This is a genomic window from Thermopetrobacter sp. TC1, assembly GCF_000746275.1.
In the GTDB taxonomy this organism is placed as follows: Bacteria; Pseudomonadota; Alphaproteobacteria; order Rhizobiales; family Aestuariivirgaceae; genus Thermopetrobacter.
Genome location: NZ_KN050828.1, coordinates 65,192 through 89,721, shown reverse-complemented (window position 1 = coordinate 89,721; position 24,530 = coordinate 65,192). Strand labels below are relative to the sequence as shown.

Annotated in this window: 19 protein-coding genes; 9 read left to right on the top strand and 10 right to left on the bottom strand. The window is 61.9% G+C overall.

Annotated elements, in window-relative coordinates; translation table 11 throughout:
- Nucleotides 1-25: 25 nt before the first annotated feature.
- Nucleotides 26-880 (bottom strand): HpcH/HpaI aldolase/citrate lyase family protein, encoded by an 855-nt coding sequence (locus EK16_RS04170; RefSeq protein WP_081910393.1) that lies wholly within the window; start codon nt 878-880, stop codon nt 26-28.
- A 507-nt stretch (nt 881-1,387) separates the two neighbouring features.
- On the opposite strand from EK16_RS04170, the gene EK16_RS04165 reads away from it, so the two are divergent.
- Nucleotides 1,388-1,825 (top strand): hypothetical protein, encoded by a 438-nt coding sequence (locus tag EK16_RS04165; RefSeq protein WP_038034920.1) that lies wholly within the window; start codon nt 1,388-1,390, stop codon nt 1,823-1,825.
- A gap of 917 nt (nt 1,826-2,742) precedes the next feature.
- Here the strand turns inward: EK16_RS04165 and EK16_RS04160 are convergent.
- A complete protein-coding gene (locus EK16_RS04160) occupies nt 2,743-3,162 on the bottom strand; it encodes a cell division protein ZapA (RefSeq protein ID WP_051928918.1) in 420 nt (139 codons plus the stop codon).
- 91 nt (nt 3,163-3,253) lie between these two features.
- On the bottom strand, nt 3,254-3,619 hold the full coding sequence (locus EK16_RS11855) for a DUF4164 family protein (protein ID WP_197059601.1): 366 nt from the start codon (nt 3,617-3,619) through the stop codon (nt 3,254-3,256).
- 317 nt (nt 3,620-3,936) lie between these two features.
- Here EK16_RS11855 and tkt point away from each other — a divergent pair, with 317 nt between their 5' ends.
- The 4 genes from tkt (at nt 3,937) to ald (ending at nt 9,112) form a co-directional block, all read left to right on the top strand.
- The gene (tkt, locus tag EK16_RS04150; RefSeq protein ID WP_038035852.1) at nt 3,937-5,934 is read left to right on the top strand and encodes a transketolase; all 1,998 of its coding nucleotides are present in this window, start codon (nt 3,937-3,939) and stop codon (nt 5,932-5,934) included.
- Between the two features lie 112 nt (nt 5,935-6,046).
- A complete protein-coding gene (locus EK16_RS11410; RefSeq protein WP_051928917.1) occupies nt 6,047-6,661 on the top strand; it encodes a thiamine phosphate synthase in 615 nt (204 codons plus the stop codon).
- Nucleotides 6,658-7,737, top strand: a complete 1,080-nt coding sequence (locus tag EK16_RS04140; protein ID WP_051928916.1) for a tetratricopeptide repeat protein — start codon at nt 6,658-6,660, stop codon at nt 7,735-7,737. The genes EK16_RS11410 and EK16_RS04140 overlap by 4 nt, the downstream gene beginning before the upstream one ends.
- A gap of 256 nt (nt 7,738-7,993) precedes the next feature.
- The gene (gene ald, locus EK16_RS04135) at nt 7,994-9,112 is read left to right on the top strand and encodes an alanine dehydrogenase (protein ID WP_038034917.1); all 1,119 of its coding nucleotides are present in this window, start codon (nt 7,994-7,996) and stop codon (nt 9,110-9,112) included.
- Nucleotides 9,113-9,298: 186 nt separating this feature from the next.
- Here the strand turns inward: ald and rpmB are convergent, their stop codons facing one another.
- On the bottom strand, nt 9,299-9,604 hold the full coding sequence (rpmB, locus tag EK16_RS04125; protein ID WP_038034914.1) for a 50S ribosomal protein L28: 306 nt from the start codon (nt 9,602-9,604) through the stop codon (nt 9,299-9,301).
- A gap of 351 nt (nt 9,605-9,955) precedes the next feature.
- Between rpmB and EK16_RS04120 the strand changes: the two genes are divergently transcribed.
- Both EK16_RS04120 and typA read left to right on the top strand, forming a co-directional pair.
- The gene (locus tag EK16_RS04120) at nt 9,956-10,780 is read left to right on the top strand and encodes a DUF3108 domain-containing protein (RefSeq protein ID WP_038034912.1); all 825 of its coding nucleotides are present in this window, start codon (nt 9,956-9,958) and stop codon (nt 10,778-10,780) included.
- 396 nt (nt 10,781-11,176) lie between these two features.
- Complete coding sequence (typA, locus tag EK16_RS04115; RefSeq protein WP_038035849.1) at nt 11,177-13,000, top strand: translational GTPase TypA; 1,824 nt, start codon at nt 11,177-11,179, stop codon at nt 12,998-13,000.
- 6 nt (nt 13,001-13,006) lie between these two features.
- Here typA and EK16_RS04110 read toward each other — a convergent pair whose 3' ends face one another.
- Nucleotides 13,007-15,883, bottom strand: coding sequence for an ATP-dependent DNA helicase (locus EK16_RS04110; RefSeq protein ID WP_231573601.1), 2,877 nt, complete (start codon nt 15,881-15,883; stop codon nt 13,007-13,009).
- 115 nt (nt 15,884-15,998) lie between these two features.
- Entirely contained in the window at nt 15,999-17,336 is a 1,338-nt protein-coding gene (gene hslU, locus EK16_RS04105) for an ATP-dependent protease ATPase subunit HslU (protein WP_038035847.1), read from the bottom strand.
- Between hslU and EK16_RS12175 the strand changes: the two genes are divergently transcribed.
- A complete protein-coding gene (locus EK16_RS12175) occupies nt 17,335-17,523 on the top strand; it encodes a hypothetical protein (RefSeq protein ID WP_156098476.1) in 189 nt (62 codons plus the stop codon). The genes hslU and EK16_RS12175 overlap by 2 nt on opposite strands.
- Before the next feature lie 50 nt (nt 17,524-17,573).
- Here EK16_RS12175 and EK16_RS04100 read toward each other — a convergent pair whose 3' ends face one another.
- Both EK16_RS04100 and EK16_RS11405 read right to left on the bottom strand, forming a co-directional pair.
- Entirely contained in the window at nt 17,574-18,881 is a 1,308-nt protein-coding gene (locus tag EK16_RS04100) for an oligosaccharide flippase family protein (RefSeq protein WP_038034911.1), read from the bottom strand.
- Between the two features lie 94 nt (nt 18,882-18,975).
- A complete protein-coding gene (locus EK16_RS11405) occupies nt 18,976-20,331 on the bottom strand; it encodes a carboxylate--amine ligase (protein WP_051928915.1) in 1,356 nt (451 codons plus the stop codon).
- Nucleotides 20,332-20,931: 600 nt separating this feature from the next.
- Here EK16_RS11405 and ahcY point away from each other — a divergent pair.
- Nucleotides 20,932-22,332: an adenosylhomocysteinase gene (ahcY, locus tag EK16_RS04090; RefSeq protein WP_038034910.1), complete on the top strand. Its 1,401-nt coding sequence runs from the start codon at nt 20,932-20,934 to the stop codon at nt 22,330-22,332.
- 271 nt (nt 22,333-22,603) lie between these two features.
- Here ahcY and EK16_RS11850 read toward each other — a convergent pair whose 3' ends face one another.
- A complete protein-coding gene (locus EK16_RS11850) occupies nt 22,604-23,320 on the bottom strand; it encodes a DUF3800 domain-containing protein (RefSeq protein ID WP_081910247.1) in 717 nt (238 codons plus the stop codon).
- A gap of 177 nt (nt 23,321-23,497) precedes the next feature.
- Nucleotides 23,498-24,343 carry a DUF72 domain-containing protein gene (locus tag EK16_RS04085; RefSeq protein ID WP_051928914.1) on the bottom strand — a complete coding sequence of 282 codons (846 nt, stop codon included), beginning with the start codon at nt 24,341-24,343 and terminating at the stop codon, nt 23,498-23,500.
- Nucleotides 24,344-24,530: the final 187 nt, after the last annotated feature.

The window sequence follows — 24,530 nt, the reverse complement described above, 5'->3', positions numbered from 1 at the left end:
GGGCCGGCCGCAGCGATGGGCGGTGTTATATCAGGCCATAGCGCTTGGCCTTGCGCAAAAGCCGCTGCGAACGCAGAAGATGCGGCCTGTCGTAGATGCGCCCGTCCACGGAGACCATGCCCGCGCCCGGCTTGCTCTCAAAGGCCTCAATGATTGCCCTTGCCCGCTCGATCTGTTCGCTGGTTGGTGTGAAGGCCTGGTTGATGATCGGCACCTGATCCGGATGGATGGCCAGCTTGCCGGTGAAGCCGTCGCGGAAGGCCGCGGCGCATTCCTGCGCCAGTGCTTCCGTGTCGGTATAGCGCACGAAGACGGTGTCGATGGGATCGACATTGGCCGCCCGCGCCGTGAACAGGCACAAGGAGCGCGCCAGCCGGTAGGGATCGGTGAGATGGCCGTATTCATCGCGGTTGGTGGCCGCGCCGAGGCGGGCGGAAAGGTCTTCCGCGCCCCAGGTCAGCGCCAGCAGGTTGGCCGGAACCTTCTCGGCGAAGGCGGGCAGGGTGAGCACGCCGCGCGGGGTCTCCGCCGCGATGGCGATGACCGGAATCGGCCCGGCATGCCGCGCCATGCGGTCCAGACAGCCCGGCCCCTCCGCCTTGGGCAACATGAAGGCCTCCGGCGGATTGTCGAGAAGCGCCACCATGTCGGCATTGAACTCCGCCTCGTCCAGGGCGTTGATGCGCACGATCAGTTCCGGCATCTCCTTGCCGGCCTGCCGGTGTTCGCGGATCACGGCCTTCACGTTTTCCCGTGCCTTTGCCTTGTTTTCGTAGGCGACGGAATCCTCGAGATCGAGGATGACCGCATCCGCACCGCAGGTGAGGGCGGCGTCGATCTTGGTCGGATCATCGGCAGGAACGAACAGCAGGGAACGCATCTTCACCTCTTCGATATCAAACCGCAACGGGCAAAAGCCTCAAAGAGCATGAACGCTAGCGGCATTCCGCCGGCTGCCCGCGCGTTGATGTCGTTACGACTTAAGCCACAAAGGCGGATTTGGCTCCGTTCTGGCGGCGCCTGCCCTGGTTTTTCTGATGCCATTTTCAAAGCGCTTTTCCGGAAAACCGGCTGGGCATCCTTTGTTTTCAGGTCCGCGCCCGACGGAACACGCCTTGCCCCTTTTTCCGCTTCTCGCAGCCGGTTATAGGCGCCCTTTCCGGGCAGAACAATCCCTCTGGCGCGCGGCTTTGAATCGTGTGTCTGTCAGAATGAGGCCAAAATGTGAACACTTTTCCACAGAACGGATGTGTCAAATGTGGGGATGAGAGAATAACACATTGATTTTATTGGTATAAAAATACCCTCTCTTGTGGAGAACATGTTAATCCCCTGTTAACCATTCCTGTCGTGCCATGGTGTCGCAATCACAACGGGGGCAGGCAACATGGGATGTGTGATCATGACGGACATGGCCACATGCATGCGTGTGCATTCCGCCGCCCCCCATCCGGCGCTGGTTCTGGCGGCAGATGGTGATGTGCAGGCCGCAGGCCGCCTCTGCGCCTTGCTGGAACGGCTGGGCATGCCGGCTCTTGCCCTGGCCGATGCCGAGGCCGCACTGGTTCACTGCCGGCGGGACATGCCGCGCGTCCTTCTGGTCTCCGCCGGCAGGAACAGCGCGGATGAAGCGGAGCGGTTCATCGCCCGCCTGCAGCGCCTTTCGCATGTCGAGGCTTCTGTGATCATCGCCTGCCTCAAGGACCGCGACCCGGCCCTCGCCACCGCCCTGATCATGGCCGGTGCGCACGATTGCCTGTGCGCGCCCCTGGACTCGGAAACCCTCGCCTGGAAACTGCGCCTCGCCGGCCTGGAGACGGAGTGAGTTTTCGTATGAAAAGAATGTAAATCAGTGCCTTGATGGCCATTCCCTCATTCATGTCACACAACATTTTTACCGTCATACCGGCGAAAGCCGGTATCTAAGGCCACTTACTCATGCGTCTGTGGCTCGAGACCCCGGCTTTCGCCCCCCATTGTCCAATCAAATTACTCTGTGCGTTGCGAATGATTTTCGCTATGAAGAGCGGAATTAATCACATGCTACGCAGATGCCTTTATCTAGGCATGCTTTCACCCTAGCCAAAACTTGGGAGGTTGTTATTTTATATTGAGTATCAGCTACTTACGTCATCAACTCAGTTGCCCTTGATATTCTTTCCATACATGAAGCACCACTTTTCCCCTCCCCCTGGTAGGGGGAGGTTAGGATCATGCGCTCTTTCTGCCTGCCACCCGCTGCACCGGGACCAATTTGGCTTCTGACGGCAAGTGTATGTTTAATTCGTCGAAATACCATGGGAAAACGTCATACCCGGGCTTGTCCCGGGTATCCAGGGGCGATTTACGCATGCGGTGATGGCAGTCAAGAAGGGTTCTTCAGGACTCTACCCTTCGAGAGGAACCTCCCAACAAAAAGCATACGACGCAAATCAAGCCTGCAGGCAGGCGCCATTGCCCACCAAGACCACATCGTCCGTGGCCCTGGATTGCCGGGACAAGGCCCGGCAATGACGTTTACTCTTGTTTATCAATGAGTTAAGCAACTATTGCCCAATATATGGAAAGTCTTTTTTCTTTGGTTGATTTAATGGCAACAGCACGCTTCCTGAATTTCCTCGGACACGCTTGGGCTTTCGCCGGGGTGATGAGTAAGACGGCAACGTGGTGTCATGCCACGTGCATGCATGCCGTACGACACGATACACGCGGCATGGGAATGGGCTGGCCGGCTCCGATGGATCAGGGGTTTCCTTGCGAAGAGGACGGATCATGCGCTGAAGAACCGCCCGCGGCCTTGCCAGTTTTCTCCCATGCGCCTGCGGCGAGGGCTTCCAGCCGCCGCGCGGCGCTTTCCAGCGCCTGGGCGGCGCGCTCTTCCACCTGGGCGATATCGCCGGCGCTTTCCTGTCGGGCTGCCTGCAGGGTTTCCAGCTGCTGCTCCAGCCAGGCGATGCGCTGCTCGCTTTCCGCAAGCTTGTCAGCGATCACCAGCGAAGCCATGATCAGAAGGCGCAGATCGCCCAGCGGGCCAACGGCGTTGCGGATGTTGGTCACTTCCGTATCGATCATGTCGGCCAGGCGGCGCAGGTGATCCTCCTGCCCGTCTTCGCATTGCATGGTGTAGTTGCGCCCGTTGATCTGAACGATCACCTGTCCCATGCCGGTTCTCCCGGTTGTTGCCCCCTTGTAAAAACACGGGCCATCCTGGCAGGGCCCTTAACACTGTCCGCATGTGACGGCGCGGATGCCTTCAGGCCTCTTCGCCGAGCACCTTGCGAATGCGGCTCATGGCCGCATCGATCCGCGCCAGCACCTGCCGGTTGGCTTCCGCCAGATCGGCGGCCCGTGCTTTCAGCGTCTGCAGCTCGTTTTCCAGTTTCGCCTGCGCCTGCTTGAGCTGCGCGTTTTCTGCCTTCAGCGCATCCAGAGCCTCCGTTTCCGAAATCAGCGATCCACAGGCTTGCTCCACCTGGGTCAAGGCGGCCTCGAACTGGGCCAGCGCTTCTTCCAACCTGTTGCGGGTGTCCATGTCGTCCTCGAAGATCTCGCCTGTGCGATGCGCCCACCGCCCCGTTCGGTCGTCAATGTAGCATGACAGGAATCTCTGCCAAGTCATTGAACGAAGGATGCCCACAACTGTCGGGCGGTGAGCGCGTACCGGCCGCGCCGGGCCCCGACGGATTGACAGCCGCCCCCCGTTTGTGATTTGTGACGGCACGCTGTTCATTCGCGTGCCACGCCTTCACCCCAGGCCGCTTTGTGCCCTCATGGCACTGGGGTGAGGTCTGCCGGGGCCGAATGCCCCTTTAAGGCACCGTGTTCATGGCGGAAAGCATGAGCGAAGGCAAAGAAAGCGGCCATGACGGCCCCGCCGGTGATAAAGGCGCCGCAGCCTGCAAGGAGACCCTTGCCCCGGCGGACCGGCATATCATGATGGCCAATGCCCTGCGCGTTCTGGCCGTTGATGCCATTGAGAAGGCGCGCTCCGGCCATCCCGGCATCGCCCTGGGCGCTGCGGATATCGTCACCGTCCTTTTCACCGAATTCATGAAATTCGACGTGCAGGATCCGCGCTGGCCGGATCGGGACCGTTTCGTCCTCTCCGCCGGTCATGGCTCGGCTCTGCTTTATGCCCTGCTGCATCTGCTCGGTTATGAGGACATGCCGCTTGCCGAGCTGGAGCGCTTCCGTCAGCTGGGCTCGCGTGCCGCCGGTCATCCCGAATATGGCCTGGCCGCCGGTGTGGAAATCACCACCGGCCCTCTGGGCCAGGGCTTTGCCGCCGCCGTCGGCATGGCCATTGCCGAGGCACACCTCGCTGCCCGTTTCGGCGAAGAGGTGGTCAACCATCGCACCTTCGTGCTCGCCGGAGACGGTGATCTCATGGAGGGCATCTCCCAGGAGGCCCTGGCGCTGGCCGGACATCTGAAGCTCGGCCGTCTTATCGTTCTGCATGACGATAACGGCATCACCATCGACGGCGCCGTCTCGCTGGCCGATTCCACCAATCAATTGGCCCGTTTCGCCGCTTCCGGCTGGCATGTCCTCAGCGTGGACGGGCATGATCCGCATGCCATCGCCGAGGGGCTGCGCGAGGCCCTGGCCGAGGAGGAGCGCCCCTCGCTCATCGCCTGCCGCACCGAGATCGGCCACGGCGCCCCGCATCTGGCCGGATCGGCGAAAGTGCACGGCGCGCCGCTTGGCCCGGAGGAGACCCTGGCCCTCAAGAAGGCCCTGGGCTGGCCCAGCGAAAAGCCTTTCGATGTCCCCTGTGCCGTGCGTGATGCCTGGCGTCTCGCCGGCCTGCGCGGCCGCAAGGAGCGCAAGGCCTGGCATGCCCGCCTGCAGAAGTTGCCGGCGGCGGATTATGCCGAGTTTGAACGGCGCATGGCCGGTGAGCTGCCGGAGGACTTTCGTCCCAGTATGCGCGCGCTGCGCAAGACGCTTTCCGAGGAGGCGCCGGAACTCGCCACCCGCCAGGCCTCCCACCGCGTGCTGGAAACCGTCAACGCCGTTTTGCCGGAAACCCTGGGCGGCTCGGCCGATCTCACCGGCTCCAATGGCACGCTCACCGAGGGCATGGGCATCTTTTCGGCCAAAAACCGCGCCGGCCGCTATATCCATTACGGCATTCGCGAACATGCCATGGCCGCGGTCATGAACGGCCTGGCCGTGCACGGCGGCGTCATCCCCTATGGCGGCACCTTCCTCGTCTTTTCCGACTACATGCGCGCCGCCATGCGCCTCTCCGCCCTCATGCGCCAGCGGGTCATCTATGTCTGCACCCACGATTCCATCGGCCTGGGCGAGGATGGCCCCACCCATCAGCCCGTGGAGCATCTCGCCTCTTTCCGGGCCATGCCGCGCATGCTGGTGTTCAGGCCTGCTGATGCCGTGGAGACGGCCGAATGCTGGCAACTTGCCCTTCAGCATGCCGACAGGCCTTCGCTTCTGGCTCTTACACGGCAGAAGGTGCCACCGGTGCGCACCGTTCCGGAAAAGACCAATCTCTGCGCCCGTGGCGCCTATGAAATCGTCGGCGGCGAACGTGAAGAAACCGATGCGGTGATCTATGCCTCCGGTTCGGAAGTGCATCTGGCGCTGAAGGCCCGCGAGATCGTGCAGGAGGAGGGCTATTCCGTGCGCGTGGTCTCCGTGCCCTGCATGGAGCTTTTCGACGAGCAGGACGAGGAGCACAAGCGCCGCATCATCGGCAGCGAAAAGGTGCGCGCCGCCATCGAGGCCGGCGTGCGCGACGGCTGGTGGCGCTTCATTGATCGCGATGACATTTTCATCGGCATGCACGATTTCGGTGAATCCGCCCCGGCCGCCGATCTCTACCGTCATTTCGGCATCACGGCCGAAGCCCTGGCCTCCGCGCTGCTGGACAGGCTTTCCGGCGCTGACTCAACGGAATCCGACGAAGGGTGAGACACGTGTCAAAACCCTTTGCGTCGCCGGCCGCCATCGTCAATACTGCGCCCAATTTGTCCGGTGATGATTCTCCGGTGCATCCGCCCGCAACGCGCCAGTTTTCAGGGTTATGAGCGAAGGTTCCGTCAGGTTGTTTCTGGTCGTGCCGCCCGATCTTCAGCCCCAAAGGGCCGAAGCCTGCCTGCAGGCTGCCTGTATGGCCGGCGATGTGGCAGCCGTTCTCGTGCCGGCGCAGAAGCAGGCGGATTCGCCCGATGCTACGCTGGCCCGCACAATCGTGGAAACGGCCCAGCCTCTTAATGCCGCGGTGCTGGTTGAGAATTCCGTCTCCCTTGCCCGCACGCTCAGCGCCGATGGCGTGCACATCACCACCGGCCCGCGCGAGGTGGCGCATGCCCGCCGCCTGCTCGGAGAAGAGGGCATCGTCGGCGCCCTGTGCGAGAAGGGGCGGCATGAGGCCATGCTGCTCGGCGAGGCCGGCATCGACTATCTCGCCGTTGACCAGCGGCGCGAGGCGGCCGGGGAGAACCTGCTGTCCTGGTGGGCGGAGATGTTCGTCATTCCCGTTGTCGCTTTCGCCCCCGCCGCGCCCGATCAGGTGGCTGATCTTGTGCGCCTTGGCGCCGATTTCATCCGCCCGCAGGAGGACATGTGGCGCTCTGCCGAAGCGGCGCAAGACTGCATCAGTGCCCTCATGCAGGCAATCAGGGAGGCGGCATCATGATCCGGCCTGGCGGAAAGACGCATCTTACCATGCTCTTTGCTCTCGGCCTGGGCGTTGCCGCCTTTGTGGATGCAGGCCGTCTGCATGCCGCCAGTTTCGCCGAAGCCATCGCCCTTTATCAGGAAGGCCAGTATGCCGAGGCCTGGAAGGTGGCGCATGAGCTGGCCCTTGCCGGCAATGCCGAGGCCCAGGCCATGCTCGGCGTTCTCCTCGAGAACGGGCAGGGCGTGAAGAAAGATGTGCAGCAGGCGGCGCAATGGTATCGCAAGGCCGCCGAACAGGGCCATGTCGGCGCCATGTATGCCCTGGCGCTTTTGCATCTCAACGGCAAGCTGGGCCGCAAGGACATTGGCGCCGCCCTGCGCTGGGCCAGGGCCGCCGCCGAGAAGGGCCACAGCGGCGCCGCCTATACCATGGGGCTCATCCTTTCCGGCATGGAGGGCCTGAAGCCGGACTGGAAGGCCGCCGCCGAATGGTTCCGCAAGGCGGCCGAGGCCGGCAATCCGGCCGCGCAATACAATCTCGGCGTTCTCTATCTGCTTGGCCGGGGCGTGGAGCGCGATTCGATCACCGCCGCCGAATGGTTCAAGCGCGCCGCGCTTGCCGGCCTGCCGCGCGCGGCCATGAAATATGGCGTGCTCGTTTTCAACGGTGAGGGCGTGGTGAAGAACGAGCGCATCGGCGCACAATGGCTCGCCGCCGCCGCCCGCAGCGGCAATGCCCAGGCCATGCTGCATCTCGCCCGCCTGCTTGCCGTCGGCCGCGGCGTGCGCAAGGACAGGATCGAGGCGGCGAAATGGTACATCCTCGCCCGCAAGCGCGGTCTGAAGGACACCTTCCTCGATCTGTTCCTGCGCAAGATGAAGCGCCCGGACCTGGCCGAGGCCAGGCGCCGCGCCGCCGCCTTTCGCCCCACACGCATGCGCGGCTTCAGTATGGTGGACCCCCGCGGCAAGGGCTCCCGCCTGAAAACCGGAAAACACACGCCCGCAAAGAAAACGAACGGCCGCTCAGATCAGAAAAACCCCAAAAGAACCGCACCGAAAACCAAGGCCAAAGGCCAGGCCGGAAACTGAAAGGTTTCCAGCGCCCGCTGTCTCCTCCATGCGGTTTTGAACATGCCTGGGAAAAGGCCGAGGTCACTCCGTCCCGAACCTCCTGGCCGAAGATCATGGGGACATTTCAGGCAAGAGGCGAGGAGAACGGTGCGGCATGGCGGAAAGGCCCATTGCCTCCTGCCATTGTTGGGCGGATAGTTGCCCGGTAGAACATCTTGAAAAAGCCGTCGGTTCCGGCGGCTCGATCCTCTCACGTCAAACGGGAGACTTCACCATGCTCATCGGCGTGCCCAAGGAGATCAAGACGCATGAATATCGCGTCGGCATGACGCCGGCCAGCGTGCGCGAAGCGGTGCATCACGGGCATGAGGTGCTGGTGGAGACCGGCGCCGGCGCCGGCATTGGCGCCCACGATGATGCCTATCGCGCCGCCGGGGCCCGCATCGCCCGCGACGCCGCGGAGGTCTTCGCCAACGCCGAGATGATCGTCAAGGTCAAGGAGCCGCAGGCCAACGAACGCGCCATGCTGCGCGAGGGCCAGATCCTTTTCACCTATCTGCATCTCGCCCCCGATCCGGACCAGACGCGGGATCTGCTCAAGGCCGGCGTTGTCGCCATCGCCTATGAGACTGTCACCGCGCCGGACGGCTCCTTGCCATTGCTTGCGCCCATGTCCCAGGTGGCCGGGCGCATGTCGGTGCAGGCCGCCGCGCACTGCCTGGAAAAGGAACAGGGCGGCATGGGCATTCTGCCCGGCGGGGTGCCCGGGGTGAAGCCGGCGCGGTTCTGCATCATCGGCGGCGGTGTTGTCGGCGAGAATGCTGCGGCCATGGCCATCGGGCTCGGCGCCGATGTTGTCATCATCGAAAAATCGGTGCCGCGCATGCAGCAGCTGCATCGCATCTTCGGTCACGCCGTCAACACGGTTTATTCCACGCGCCTGACCATCGAGGAGGAGGTGCTGGCCGCCGATGTCGTCATCTGCGGGGTGCTCATTCCCGGCGCAGCCGCGCCCAAGCTCATCAGCCGTGACATGGTGCGCCGCATGAAGCCGGGATCGGTGATTGTGGACGTGGCCATCGATCAGGGCGGCTGCGCTGAAACCTCCATGCCCACCACGCATGCCGAGCCCACCTATGTGGTGGATGATGTCGTGCACTATTGCGTGGCCAACATGCCGGGGGCGGTGGCCCGCACCTCCACCTATGCGCTCAACAACGCCACCCTGCCGCATATTCTCGCCATTGCGGATAAGGGCTGGCGTCAGGCCCTGGCGGAGGATGAGCACCTGCTGCATGGCCTCAACGTCGCCTATGGCCACATCACGCATGAGGCCGTGGCCCGCTCGCTCAACATGCCCTGGACCGATCCGCACACCTTCGTGCGCGACTGAGCCTTACGCGCAAAAAAACGGCCCGACACTGCACAGAGAATACGAAAACGGGCGGGAGAAACACGCTCCCGCCCCCTGTATTCAAGCGGAACATTCCCTCTCAGGGCTGCTCAGCCTCTCAGGCCTGGCCGCCAGGTCGGCCCCTGATGATAAACGGGGATGGCCGAAGGCCTTGGGATGAACCCCTCACCCCTGCTGGGCGGCCTCCTGCTCGGCCAGGCGCTGACGGATCAGCTTCTTGATGCGGCGCGCCCTGTCGGAAAGCTCGGAATCCTTGGCCTTGAGCAGGAAGGCATCCAGCCCGCCGCGGTGCTCAACCGTCTTGAGCGCCTGGGCGCTGATGCGGAAGCGATAGCTCGTGCCCATCACCTCGCTCATCAGGGTGACGTTCACCAGATTGGGCAGAAAACGACGGCGGGTCTTGTTGTGGGCGTGGGAAACGTTGTTGCCGGTCATCACGCCCTTGCCGGTCAGTTCACAGCGGCGAGCCATGGTCTTGCTCCTTGAAAAAAGAAAAACCCTTCAGGTCCCATCTTCTCGTTTGCGCGCAAGGACACACGATGAAAAGACCCGCCGCCGGCCGACCGTTCTGTTTCGTGGCGGCCCGGGTCTGGTGCGGGTCCATCGCGAAAATTGCGCGTCTCTTTCGGGCGCCATGCTATAGGCGGGCAGGCCGCTTTCGTCAAGAGCGGGCAAAGGATCCCGCAGCGGCTTGAAAGGAGCATTCAGCCTCTATTCAGGCACGATCGGTCAGATTTCGGCCCAAAGCCCGTGCTTGGAAAGAGCCACGGCAAGTGATTCATCATGAACGCGCCATTCAGCAGGAAAGGGATATATTCGATCATGACCGCGCAGACTGCCTTTCGCCGTCTTACTTCCGCGTTTGTCCTTGCGGGTGCCCTGAGTGCGGCTGTGGCCACCGCCGGGGCGGAAACCCTGAACATGCGCTACAATGTCAGGGTCTCCGGCATCAAGGTTTTCAAGGTGGACTATGAAGGCCGCCTGACCAAAAAGGCCTATGAAGGCAAGGCCCGTGTAAAGCCGTCCGGTTTCGGCGGCCTGTTTCTTTCTTCCCGCTCCGACATGCGCGTGAAGGGCCGCATGGGCAACCCCTCCGTCAAGCCCGAGCAGTTCTTCATGCGCAAGGGCAAGAAGAAAAAGATGAAGGAGGCCACCGTGACCTATGCCGGTGGTCATGTGAAATCCTGGCGGCGCAATCCGCCGCGCAATGCCGAGAAGACAAAGGCGATCAACGCCGCCATTGCCGGGCGCACGGTGCTCGATCCGCTCTCCATGCTGGTCAGGGAAGGGCTGAAAGGCCCGAAGGCCTTCTGTCAGGGCCGGCAGCGGGTGTTCGATGGCCATACGGTTTATGACATCGTTTTCCGCAAGGAAGGCACGCTGCGTGACAAGCGCCTGAACGGCACGCTTTATCGCTGCCGGCTCATCTACGTGCCGGTGGCCGGCATGTCCGAGAAGAAAAAGCGCCGCGCCAAGGCCGATCCGCCCTATTTCGACGTTACCTTCGCCGCGGTTAAGGACAGGGATGTGGGCACCATCCTCGTGCCGGTTTCGGCCACCGGCCGTCTGAATGGCAAGAGCTTCTCCGCTTCCATGAAACGCGGCAAGATCGGCGGCGAAAAACTGGCCGCCCGCATGGCCCGCTAGGGCCCGCTTGCGAGAAGGTGAAGTATCTCATGGAAAATGCCTTCCGGAACAGTTCGGCGGGCACACGACACAACGTTGCCATCTTTCTCGTCACCCCGGCGGGAAGCCTTAGGTCTCGGGCCATAAACGCATGCATATGTGGCCTTAGATACCGGCTTACGCCGGTATGACGATGGGTGTGTTGTGTAGTGTGGTGACTACGAGAAAGCTAAAAATATAGCATGGAAAATTTTTGACTTTTCCCTTGCGGCAGATGACAACGCCGCCCTTGTCAGAGGGCGGCGTTTCTGCTCCCTTCCCCGGCAGGTGGCAGAAACCGAAATAATGACACCGCCGGACACACAACCGCCCGCCGCCCTTGTCTGCATGCCTAAAAAAGCGATCGGACAGATGCCCATGGACATGCGCAACGTCGCCATCATCGCCCATGTCGATCACGGCAAGACAACGCTGATCGACCGCCTGCTCGCCGCCTCCGGCGCCTTTCGCGCCAATCAGCAGGTGGCCGAGCGCGCGCTTGATTCCAACGACCTGGAGCGCGAACGCGGCATCACCATCCTCGCCAAGGTCACCTCCATCGAATGGAAGGGCGTGCGCATCAACATCGTGGATACCCCGGGCCATGCCGACTTCGGCGGCGAGGTGGAGCGCATCATGGGCATGGTGGACGGCGCCATTCTCCTCATCGACGCCGCCGAAGGCGTCATGCCCCAGACCAAGTTCGTGCTCGCCAAGGCCTTGAGCCGGGGGCTGAAACCCATTGTCGCCGTCAACAAGATCGACAAGCCCGATGAGCGCCATGACGAGGTTGTCACCGAGGCCTTCGATCTTTTCGTCGCTCTGGGCGCCGATGAGGAACAGCTGGATTTTCCCGTTCTGTACGGATCCGCCAAGCAAGGCTGGATGGCCGCGGAACCGGATGCCGGCCCTGCTGCCGGCATGGACGCCCTGCTGGATCTCATCATTGCGCATGTGCCACCGCCCAGGGTCGAGGACGGGCCATTTCGCCTGCTCGGCACCATGATCGAGGCCGATCCCTATCTTGGCCGCCTGCTCACCGGCCGTATCGTTTCAGGATCGGTGCGCGCCAACGATCCTGTCAAGGTGCTGGATCGCGAAGGCAACGTGCTGGAAACGGGGCGCGTGGCCAAGGTGCTGGCCTTCCGCGGTCTGGCGCGCCAGCCTATCGAAAACGGCGAGGCCGGCGATATCGTCGCCATTGCCGGGCTGAAGACGGCAAGCGTGGCGCACACGCTTTGCGCCCCTGAGGTTTCACGTCCCCTGCCGGCGCAGCCCGTTGATCCGCCCACATTGTCCATGACCTTCCGCATCAACGACGGACCCCTGGCCGGCCGCGAGGGGGATAAGGTGCAAAGCCGCGTTATCCGCGAGCGCCTGTATCGCGAAATGGAGGGCAATGTCGCCATCCGCGTCGAGGACATTCCCGACGAGCCCGAGGCCTTTCGCGTCTCCGGCCGCGGCGAGCTGCAGCTGGCCGTGCTCATCGAGACGCTGCGGCGGGAAGGCTTTGAGCTCACGGTGGGGCGCCCCCGCGTGCTCATGCGCCGGGATGATGAGGGCCGGCTGCTTGAACCGGTGGAAGAAGCGGTCATCGATGTGGATGAGGAATACGCCGGCGTTGTCGTGCAGAAACTCTCCGAGCGCCGCGGCCGCCTCGTGGAGATGCTGCCGTCCGGCACCGGCCGCCAGCGCCTGATCTTTCACGTGCCCACCCGTGGCCTCATCGGCTATCAGCCGGAGCTGATGAGCGATACCCGCGGCACCGCCGTGTTCAACCGCGTCTTTCATTCCTGGCAGCCCTGGCAGGGCGAGATCCGCGAGCGCACCACCGGCGCCCTCATTTCCAACGGCGATGGCGAGGCCGTCGCCTATGCCCTGTGGAACCTCGAGGACCGCGGCCCCCTCTTCATCGGGCCCGGCGATGTCGTCTACCGCGGCATGATCGTCGGCGAACACACCAAGGGGCAGGATCTGGAAGTCAATGTCCTGAAGGGCAAGAAGCTGACCAACATCCGCGCCGCCGCCAAGGATGACAACGTGCAGCTCACCCCGCCTGTGCGCATGACGCTGGAGCGGGCGCTGTCCTGGATCGCCGATGACGAGCTTGTCGAGGTCACGCCAAAGTCCATCCGCCTGCGCAAGGCCATCCTCGATCCGCACGAGCGCAAACGCGCCGCCCGCCGCAAGACCCCGGCCTGATCCCGGTCACGCCCGCAGGAAGGTGCGGGTGGCACGGACTGCTTCGGCCAGTCCGCAGCGGGTGATGGGCACACCCTCGGGAAAGGCGGTGTGAAAGCGGCTGGCCAGCCGCGGATCGAGCATGACGAACACGCCCCTGTCCTCCTTCTTGCGGATCAGGCGGCCGAAGGCCTGCCGCAACTTCAGCCGCACCATCATGTCCGTCCACCGCCCCTCGCCAAAAGCTGCCCGTCGCCGCCGTTCCAGAATGGTGGGGCGCGGCCAGGGCACCCGGTCCATGACCAGAAGGCGCAAGGAACGGCCGGGCACGTCCACACCATCGCGCATCGCATCCGTGCCCAGAAGACAGGCGTCCTCCTGATGGCGGAACATGTCCACCAGCGTGCCGTTGTCCATGGCGTCCACATGCTGGGCCAAAAGCGGCAGGCCGGCCTCCGCCATGGCCTCGAGAATGCGCCCGTAAACCGCCTTCAGCCGCGAAATCGCCGTAAACAGCCCCAGCGCCCCGCCGCCCGCCGCCAGAAACAGGGCGCGATAGGCGCTGGCCACCGCATCCATGTCCTCGCGGTTGACATCCGTGACCACGAACACGCGCGCCTGCGCGGCATAGTCGAACGGCGAGGGATAGGAAACGCGCCGCACCGGCCAGGGCAGGTGGGTCACGCCGGTGCGCATCTCCGCGCTCTTCCAGTCGTCCGGTTGCTTGGGCGGCCGGTCGCGCAAGGTGGCGGACGTGATCACCACCGAATCCGCCGGTGCCAGCACTGTTTCCGCCAGCGGCACGGTCGGGTCCACCCAGTGGGCATGCAGGCCCACGTCCATCTCCTGCCCGTAGGCGAAGGACAGAGAGAACCATTCGGCGAAACGCGGATCGGCCTCCTCGTCGTCTCCCGCCGCAAACCGGCGCAGCATGCCGCGCCAGCCGCCAACGATGAGCCCGCCGCGGCGATTAAGCGAGCGGGCCATGGCCTCCAGCCTGTTGCGCTCAGGTGTGGACAAGGTGGCCGCCTCCTCCTGCAGGCGCTTCAACAGCAGCGCCGCCAGATGCCGCATGGACCGTTCCAGCAGGCCCAGCGCACCCTCCAGCGCCTCCGCCGCCTCGATCAGCTCAAGTTCGGCGGGATGACAATCGGCCTCCATCTCGGTGCTGCCCGCATGATCCCGGCTGTGTGCCCGCACGTGATCGCGCACGAGGCTGAGGAATACTTCAGCCGCGCCTTGCGGGGCACGTTCCGCAAGCCGCCGCCGCCAGCCGGGCGCGGGCAGACAGCGCACCGCCTGTTCCACGGCCTTTACCGCTTCCGCGAAGGCCCTGCCGCCATCGGAAATGAGATCGGAAAGCCGGTCGCGCAAAGCGCGCCCGCGGCGGCGCGATTCCTCCGGGCCGCGGATCCAGCGCCTGAGCTCCGCCGTTTCCAGCGCGGTGAGATGGCCGGAAAAGGCCGAATCGGCCGCCTCGAAGAGATGATGCCCCTCGTCAAAAACGATGCGGGCGAGCGCATCATCGGCCAGCGCCTCCCGGCCTGCGCTTTCGCCCAGCATCACGTCCATGGCCGCCTGCACCATGACGATGGCGTGATTGGCCACGATAAGATCGGCCCTGATCGCCCGCACCCGCGCCTTCTCGATGAAGCACTTGCGAAAATGCGGACAGGCGGCATGGGCGCATTCGCCGCGCCGGTCGGTCAGCCCCAGCGCCATGGGCGAAGGCGGCGTGCCGCGCGGGCTCTCCTCCGCCAAAAGCCCCATCAGCCAGGCCGGAAAGTCACCGCCCACCATGTCGCCGTCCGCCGAGGCCAGCGCCCAGCGCGCAACCAGCGCGGCCAGTGTCGCGCCTTTCGGCGTTGCCGCCGAGAGCGAGGCAAAGCTTTCCTGGGCATTGAGCAGGCAGAGATAATTCTCCCGCCCCTTGCGCACGGCCACATGCCGGCGATGCTGTGCCGAATCCGGCCAGAAGCGCCGCGTCTCCTCAACGAGCTGGCGTTGCAGGTTCTTGGTGTAGGTGGAAAGCGTCACCCGGCCGGCATTCTTCTGGGCCCACAACACCGCCGGCGCCAGATAGCCCAGGGTCTTGCCCAGGCCGGTGCCTGCTTCCGCCAGCAGGATGACGTTTTCATGCTCGGAAGGGCGGGGGGCGAAGGCCCGTGCCACCTCCGCGGCATAGGCCATCTGATCGGCGCGCTCCTCGGCATCGGGGCCGAGAATTCTGCCCAGCAGCGTCTGCGCCTCATCGGGTGAAACCGGCCTGTGCCCCGGCGGAGGCTGCGGCGGCGGTTCCTCCCATTCCGGCAGGTCTTCCCAGATCTCCAGACCGGTGAGATGAAACCCCTTCGGCCGCAGCCCATGCCCCGCCTCAAGCGCGGCCAGTACGGCATCGGCCCAGGGCCAGCGCGAGCCTTTCAGGTAATCCGCCAGTTTCAGGGCCTGATCCGGCCGGTGCAGACGCCTTGAGGCTACATGGGCGATCAGGGCATCGGCAAGCAGCGGCAAAATTTCGGGCGCATCATCCGTCAGGTTCGGCCCCTGCGCCGGATCGATGAGCCGCGCCAGCATCGCCGTCGGCAAGGGTGGCGCCGGATCGGCCGGCAGCGCGAAAGCGAAGAGTTCGGCGACGTCATAGTGGCGGATGGCCAGCGCGCTCATGGCCAGTTCCGGCTTGCGGCAGGCCAGGGCCAGACGCTGTGCGAGGGTCGTTGCATGACAGACGAGATGCGGCTCCGCCGCCAGCCGCAACAGCGCTTCATCGGGAGAGACGATGCGCCGCTTGCCCTCTTCGAGCAGGATGGCATGCGCCCCAACACCCACCATCGCCGCCGGCCAGGCGCCGGGGGCCTTTCCCGGCATGCGCGGGCGTGGTGTGCCAGCCTGTTCATCCCGCTCCATGGGCATTCTTCAGGTTTTGCAATCGTCCAAAGGCGTCATGACCGAAAAGACGCTCCCGGCTTTTGCGGGCCTGCAGGGGCGCAGACTGAAAGCCACCCGCCCGTCTGAGAGCCCTTTAAAGAATATACCGGCTCAGATCGGCATCCTCGGCGAGGTCGCCAATGCGCTCCTCAACATAAGCGGCATTCACGGTGATGGTCGCGCCCGCCGCATCCGGCGCCTCGAAGCTGATTTCCTCAAGCACCCGTTCCATCACCGTCTGCAGCCGCCGGGCGCCGATGTTTTCCACCGTGTCGTTGATGCGCGCGGCGATGCGGGCGATGGCAGCAATGCCGTCCTCGGTGAAGTCGAGCGTGACCCCTTCCGTTTCCATCAGCGCCACGTATTGCTTCACCAGCGAGGCCTCCGGCTCGGTGAGAATGCGCTTGAAATCTTCTTCCGTCAGCGCCGAGAGCTCCACGCGGATGGGCAGCCGCCCCTGCAACTCCGGCAGGAGATCCGACGGCCGCGCCACATGAAAGGCGCCGGACGCGATGAACAGGATGTGATCGGTCTTCACCGGCCCGTGCCGTGTGCTCACCGTCGTACCTTCGATCAGCGGCAAAAGATCACGCTGCACGCCCTCGCGCGAAACATCCCCGCCGCGCACGCCGGCCTCCGCCCGCGCACAGATCTTGTCGATCTCGTCGAGAAAGACGATGCCCTCGTTCTCCACCAGGCGCCGCGCCTCCGAGACGATGCTCTCCTCATCCAGCAGCTTGTCGCTCTCCTCGGCGATGAGAACATCATAGGATTCGCGCACGGTCATTTTCCGGCGCCGCGTGCGCGGCCCGAAGGCCTTGCCGAGAATGTCGCCGATGTTGACCACGCCCATGCTCGCGCCCGGCATGCCGGGAATGTCCATCATCGGCAGGCTGGGGCCGGTATCGGCCACGTCGATCTCGATCTCCTTGTCATCAAGCAGCCCCTTGCGCAGTTTCTCGCGAAAGGCCTCACGGGTGGACAAACTGGCATTGGGGCCCACCAGGGCGTCCAGCACCCGCTCTTCCGCGGCCAGATGCGCCTTCTCCCGCACTTCGGCGCGTTTTCTCTCCCGCACCATGGCAATGCCGGCCTCCATGAGATCGCGCACGATCTGCTCCACGTCACGGCCGACATAACCCACCTCGGTGAACCGCGTCGCCTCCACCTTCAGAAAAGGCGCACCCGCCAGCGCCGCCAGCCGCCGGGCGATCTCGGTCTTGCCCACGCCGGTGGGGCCGATCATCAGGATGTTCTTGGGCATCACCTCATCTTTGAGCGGCGGCTTCAGCCGCTTGCGCCGCCAACGGTTGCGCAGGGCGATGGCCACGGCCTTCTTGGCCTCCTTCTGCCCGACGATATGACGGTCGAGCGCTTCGACAATCTGTCTTGGCGTGAGGTCAGAACGGGAAGAGGTGATCTCGGCGGTCATGGCAAACGATCCGTTCTCATCTGAATGCGGCCCGAAGGTGCCCCAGCTGAAGCCCAAGCGCAAGGCCGCTTCGCCGGTTTTTCCCTTTGCATGGCATTTTGGCGCGAATGGGCAGAGCCGGGCTCAGTCGCTGTTCCCTTCTTTGACAGACGTCACGTCTTTTTCGATTTTTTCGATGCCATTGTGATCATCAACGAGCCTCTTGAAGTGCCGGACTTTCTCTCACGCACCCGTTGATCACATCGGTGGACCCACGCCCACCCAGATCTTCAGCCGTCGCCAGGCGAGACAAGCCAAAGCCGCCGCCAGCGCCAGATTGGAAAGCGTGGTTGCGCCTGCAGCACCCAGCATGCCGAACGCAGGGATGAGCACCAGGTTCAGGGCCACATTGAGGATGGCAGCACCAGACATCACCATCGCCATGGCCCGCTCCTGCCCGCACATGGCGAGCAAATAGCGCACGGGGCCGCTTAAGGCCTGCAATGCGATGCCGCCGGCGAGAATCAGCATGGCGGGACGCGCCACGGCAAATCCGCGTCCGAACAATGCAAGGGCGATATCGCCCAGCCAAACAAGGCCTGTGAACGCTGTGGCGGTGCCCAAAAACGCAAGCCATGCATAGCGCCGGCCAATACGGATGAGGAGCTCCCGCTCCCCGCGCGTCCACAAACGAGCCATTTGCGGCGCCGCTTGCGCCCCGATCATCAGCGGAAAAAAATTCACCAGCGCGGCAATGCGCGTGGCGGCATAATAGGCGCCCACATCTTCCGCCGGTGCGAAATGGCGCAGCACGATAACGTCGGTATTTGCGGCGAGAATGAAATAACCGTCCATGAGCAGAAGAGGCAGGGCGATGCCAAGCCAGGCCCCGGGTGTTCTCACGGCAGGCAGCCGCGCGGGCAGATCCAGATGCCGGCGAAGCAAGCCGGCCTGAACCAATACGGTCGCAACCAGGGTCAGCAACGAGGCCGCCATGAGGACATTGACCGTGGCCTGCCCCAAATAAGCGAAAGCCACCAGCGCAAAGACCAGAATCAGCAAGGGGCGCCAGAGAAAGGCCGGCGCATAGGCCAGCAGGGTGAGCCCATGCCCGCGGGCAAAGCCGCGCATGCTCTCCCCCAGCGCAAAAAGCGGGATGCTGACAGCAGCAAGAACAAGGGCGACTGTCATGTTGACAGGAGCATCCGCTTGCATGGTGGCGAATTCGAATGCCGCGAATGCCGCGCCAAAAATGGCGCCGGAGATGAGCGGCATGAGAACGGCGAAGGAGAACAGCCCCTTCAGATGCCCCGCCTGTTTCTTTTCCAGGAATTGCGCGGCCAGACGGGTATTGGCCATGGCCAGTCCTAATGGTGCCAGCATGCCCAGAAGCACAACCCAGGCCCAAAGCCCGGCATACAGGCCATAATGCGTCTGCCCGAGCAGACGCGCATAGGCCACATGGCCGAAAAACCCCACGCCGGCTCCGGCGAAGCGCATCGCCAATGTGGCGATGACACCTCGCAGGTCCATTCCGGAAAACAGCGCGTTTATGCGTTTGCGCATGGCCCCATCCGCCCGCTTGAAAGCTCATGGCGAAACGCTGGCATCAAGGTCTGCATCCCATCGGACTTTCGCAAACGCAAGAACCATGCCGCTTTCATCGTCCATGCGATGACGCTTCCTGTGCTCTCTGAGCGGCCGTGTTTTCTCCAGCCGTGAGCGCCGGCGTAGGCGCAGGCACAGGCGTTCTCTTGCGGCCCAACCTGGCAAGTCCTTTCTGCATAAGCACATGCCACATGGCGGTGAATTCACGTAAGGCGGGGCGCATGTCGCCATGTTCGAAGGTATCAAAGCCCGCAGCCGTCCCATGCCGCCCGCTCAGCGCCATGATCACCTCGCCGCCGAGATGAAGCCCTTCGAATAGTCTTTTTCTGATGGGCAGACCGGAGCGGAAGAACAGGTCATAGGCATTCAGGATCAAGTTGCGCATGACAACGCCTGCATCATAAGCGGGCTGTTCGGGCCGCTTGCCATGCACCATCAGGTCATGGAGCAAAACCGGGAAGTTCACTCCGGCGCGTATGGCCAGCGGCAGCGAGCCCCAGGGGCGGGCATTCAGTTCAATGAAAATGGCTTCTCCCGTTTTCCGGTTGCGACGCAGCTCGAACATGGCAATGCCATGAAGTTCAAGCGCGGCGCACAGCTTGCGCACGCCTTCGAGCAGCTGAGGATCAAGCGGCTCGGACACCCGAACGGAGCTGCCGCCGCCGTTTTTGGGCTCCAGGGCGCGGCCATGCTGAAAGGCCACGAGCACCTCCCCGTGATCGGCAAGCACGGAAATGCCCATGCCTTGCCCGTCTCCCGTGCCCGGCGCCGGGAAAAAGGCGCAAATGTGCCAGCGCCGATGGGCATCGGCCTGAGCAATGAACCGCTCAAGATCCTCCCGCGTGCGCAGGATGTGCGTCTGCCCGCGTTCATCAAGTCGCTCAGGCGCGTAGGATGCCGTTTCGCGAACAACAAGCGGCAGCCCGAATTCAGCCATGAGATTTTCCGCCGTTTCATGAGGCAGATTGAGCAAGCGCCCGGGCGCCACCGGCAGCCCCAGCCGTTGCGCCAAATCATGGAATGCCGCCTTATCGAGGCTGGCTTTCAGGGCCTTTTCTCCGGCGAAGACGATGGTGAAGCCGGAAAAGAGCGCTTGGTTTTCCATGATGGGAATCAGCGATCGTTCGCAACAGGGCAGGATGAAATCATAGCTCTCGCGCCTGATCAGATCGGCAAGCTCTTTCGCCCATTCCCGCATGCGCCCTGCTGGCGGCTTTATGGACCAGACTCGGCGTATGGCGCGCGAGCTCAAGGCAGGTGCGGCCGGATTGAACGGCAGGGCGTCCACCGTGCATCCATGCGCATGCAAAGCACGCACCGAAGCCAGAAACGAGCGCGTATCATCGCCAATCACCAGAACCTTGCTGCGGGCGTATGATGATCCTGTTTCCGGAATATGAATATGCATAGTCCCTCTCCCTTCTGGATAAATGGCAACCTTGGATTGGGGAGAAAACTTTAAACAATTTTTCAGTAAATGTTAACCATAATCAATTAAAATTTGCATAAAATTTAACTAAAATTTTAAGTAATCAAGAACAACTGCAAAACAAGAAAGAAATGATTATATAATTTCTGAAATTTTTGCTATTTAGTCATTGATTGCTATCTGCAAAGCTTCGATTTATGTTTTGTCATTACATGGGAATATGCATTTTTGCTTTTCATTATCTGTTTATGCCATACGCATCTTGCACAATACGGGCCGTTTCAAAGGCTGCAGCATTCGCTTGCAGGATGTTTCCGCCACGATCGAGAAGGCTTGCCCCCCTTACACGCCTGCAAATATCCTCATGGCTTGGGGCAGATATAACGATTCCTTTATATCGCCTTGCTCCATGCCGCCGCCGCTGCTATAGCTGCGCGCAACAGAAGCGAACCCGTCATTCCCGGCGATAGCCGCCGTCTTGATCCGCAGGCTTCATTGAGCATGGCGTGCGGGATGCGGTTTATGCCGATACGACGGGACAGGAGCAAACAGGACCTATCAACAGCAAGAGAGATTCCCATGAGTGAGACGCAGGATTACGTCGTTGCCGACATCTCCCTGGCCGACTGGGGCAGGAAGGAAATCGAGATGGCCGAAGAGGAGATGCCCGGCCTCATGGCCTGCCGCGAGGAGTTCGGGCCCAAGAAGCCGCTGAAAGGGGCCCGCATCGCCGGCTGTCTGCACATGACCATCCAGACCGCCGTGCTCATCGAGACCCTGCTGGAACTGGGCGCGGAAGTGCGCTGGGCCTCCTGCAACATCTTCTCCACGCAGGATCATGCCGCCGCTGCCATTGCCGCCCGCGGCGTGCCCGTCTTTGCGAAAAAGGGCGAGACGCTGGAGGAATACTGGGATTACGTCGATCGCATCTTCGACTGGGGCAATGGCGAGACCGCCAACATGATCCTCGATGATGGCGGCGATGCCACCCTGCTCGTTCTGCTCGGCGCCAAGGCGGAAAAGGATCCCTCCGTCATCGAGAACCCCAAGAATGACGAGGAAGAGGCCCTCTTCGCCACCATCCGCCGCCGCCTGGAGAAAAATCCCGGCTGGTATTCAAAGGTGAAGGCCAACATCCGCGGTGTCTCCGAGGAGACGACCACCGGCGTGCATCGTCTCTACGAACTGGAGAAGAAGGGCGAGCTGCCGTTTCCCGCCTTCAACGTCAACGATTCCGTCACCAAGTCCAAGTTCGACAACAAGTATGGCTGCCGCGAATCGCTGGTGGACGGCATTCGCCGCGGCACGGACGTGATGATCGCCGGCAAGGTGGCCATCGTCTGTGGCTACGGCGATGTGGGCAAGGGCTCGGCCCAGTCGCTGGCCGGCAACGGCGCGCGGGTGATGGTCACGGAGGTGGACCCCATCTGCGCCCTGCAGGCCTGCATGGACGGCTTTGAGGTCGTCACATTGGAGGACCGCATCCACGAGGCGGACATCGTGGTCACCGCCACCGGCAACAAGGATGTGGTCACGCTGGATCACATCCGCAAGATGAAGCACATGGCCATCCTGTGCAACATCGGCCACTTCGACAACGAGATCGATGTTGCCGCTTTACGGAACTTCAAGTGGATCAACGTCAAGCCGCAGGTGGATCTCGTCGAGTTTCCGGACGGCAAGCGCATCGTGCTGCTCTCCGAGGGCCGTCTGGTGAACCTGGGCAACGCCACCGGGCATCCCAGCTTTGTGATGTCGGCAAGCTTCACCAATCAGACGCTGGCGCAGATCGAGCTGTGGACCCGCGGCGAGAACTATGAAAACCGCGTCTACGTCCTGCCCAAGATCCTCGATGAAAAGGTGGCGCGCCTGCATCTGCCGAAACTCGGCGCCAAGCTCACCAAGCTGACGCCGGAACAGGCGGAATACATCGGCGTGCCTGTCGAAGGCCCCTACAAGCCGGACTGGTACCGCTACTGACAAGGAGCCTAACCGAATATCCCCAAAACCGCTTCGCGTTCGCGCTCAAGTACCCTGTTTTGGTGTTTTATGTCGGGTGGCTCAAGCGAAGGCGCGGTGCGGTGGGGCGCGGAAATTCGCCTTAAAGCGAGTTTTCGTGTGGATGCAGGAGCTTGACTGTCCACATAGGACATCTATATTGAAGATGACTCCTGTCGCCCGAAGCTGCTGCCCCGGCAGCAGACCCGCCCTAAGGCGGTGATGGCAATTCGCCATCTAGGGCGGCAGGATTTTATTTTTTAAGTCTCCTATGCCAGATAGTGAATTTTCCTGTTACAGAAGTATCCCTGAAAACATCTTCTATGCCTGCCAGTTCCATTATGTAATCTGATAATTCTTTTTTGGCGGGAGAGGCATCAAATGTATCATAATGACCATTGAGTTTATACATGATTGCACCCAGCAAAACGTCAACGATTTGAAGCTCTGGCGCTTCATGTGATTTTCTGAAGTGCAGTCGACGGAATGGATAGTCAGTTCTATCTAGGTACTTTGCCGCACCCCTATTCAATATAATTCTCATATCTTCTGTTCTGGATTTGGTGGTTCTTTCATCCAGATACACATTAAATACACGATTACGATATATTCTACAAAATTTCATACATGTTTGATATATTTCTTTATTGAATCCTATTTCTCTTGAACCTTTGTTATATTTTTCATCATTCAATTTTGAACAGTCTATGATAAGGCTATGAAATTCTGCAGGAATAATCGTGGATTTTGTATTGAAGAAGGCTGAGACAACTCTTCTATAAGCTGGCAGTTTTGTTTTGGATACTTTCGTCCATTTTAATTCTCCTTCAGGGAGTTCAGGGAGCCTGGCATTCTGTATAATTTTTCTGAATTGATCCTGGCATGATGTGTCAATAATAAGTCCGGCCAATCCCAAGTATCTGTGAGCATTCTGACTGGATTCATCTATATAGACATTGCTCTGTATCATGGCTGTGCCAGTACTTTTTTGTCATGAAGCCACGCAATTTTATTTATTTTGCATATTCAGAAAAAGCAATATGAAATCTACAGGGTTAGAATATTTCATCATGTTGCTTGGTCGCCTGCGAAATCCCCGAGGTGTTTCTGCCCTTGCTGGCCAGCGCGAAATCGCCGGAAAGAATGGTCATGATTCCGTGCCATGCGTGATGGCGATCGGCGTCTTTTCCTCCGCAGCCGTTGCAATGGCTTCCGGCAGGGCCGGGCGCTGACCGAAGAGATGTTGCAGCAGCGAGGCATCGCGCACCGCGCAGCCTTCCGCATCATCGCCGAAACAGACGAAAACCTCCCGCCCCGCATCGTCAAGCGCCCGTTCGATCTCTGCAACGAAATCTTTAAGGCCGACAAGGCCATAACAGCGCCTTTGCGCCTGCATGCCATTCAGGCGGAAGAAGAACACCGGCCCCGTCTCCCACCAGGGGGCGCGTCGGCCTTCATGATCGTGAAAGGCAAGCGCACAGTCGTGGGCGTTTAGCAGCGCCCGCACGCCCGCCGAATGCCAGCTGGCGTGCCGAAACTCGAGCACGTGCGTCATCTCCCGCGGCAGAAGCGGCAGGAATGCGGCGAGCGCCTCTTCGTCGCGTTTGAAGGTGGGCGGAAGCTGCCAGATCACCGGGCCCAGGCGATCATCAAGCAGCGCAATGCGCTCAATGAAGGCCTGCACATCCTTCGCGCAGTTGCGCAGCCGCTTGCGACGACAGATGCGATGCGGCGCCCGCACGGCAAAACGAAAGCTGTCCGGCACGGCCTCGCGCCAGCGCAGCACCGTTTCCTCTTCCGGCAGGCGATAGCAGGTGGCCGTCAGTTCCACCATGGCGAAATGGCGGGCGTAATGAGAAAGCCATTCGGCTTCCGGCACCGAGGGCGGATAGAACTGCTTGCGCCAGCCCGTGCCCGCCCAGCCGGAAGTGCCGATGCGCAACCGCGCTTCCGCTGTTTGTGCAATCCTCTCCTCGGCGCTGCGCCATTCCATGTCGTCATGTCCCGTTTTCAGGCCGCCTGCATGCCCATGGTGCGGCAATGCACCGATCCGGCCAAGTCCCTTTCCAGAAGCCGGGATCGTTCTCTGGCAAGTTTCGGACAAGCCGCGGGCCATAGCTTCGCGATGGGATGGTGGCGTGGTGGCTCTGGCTGCCTCGCCGGCCGAGGAAGCATGGCAT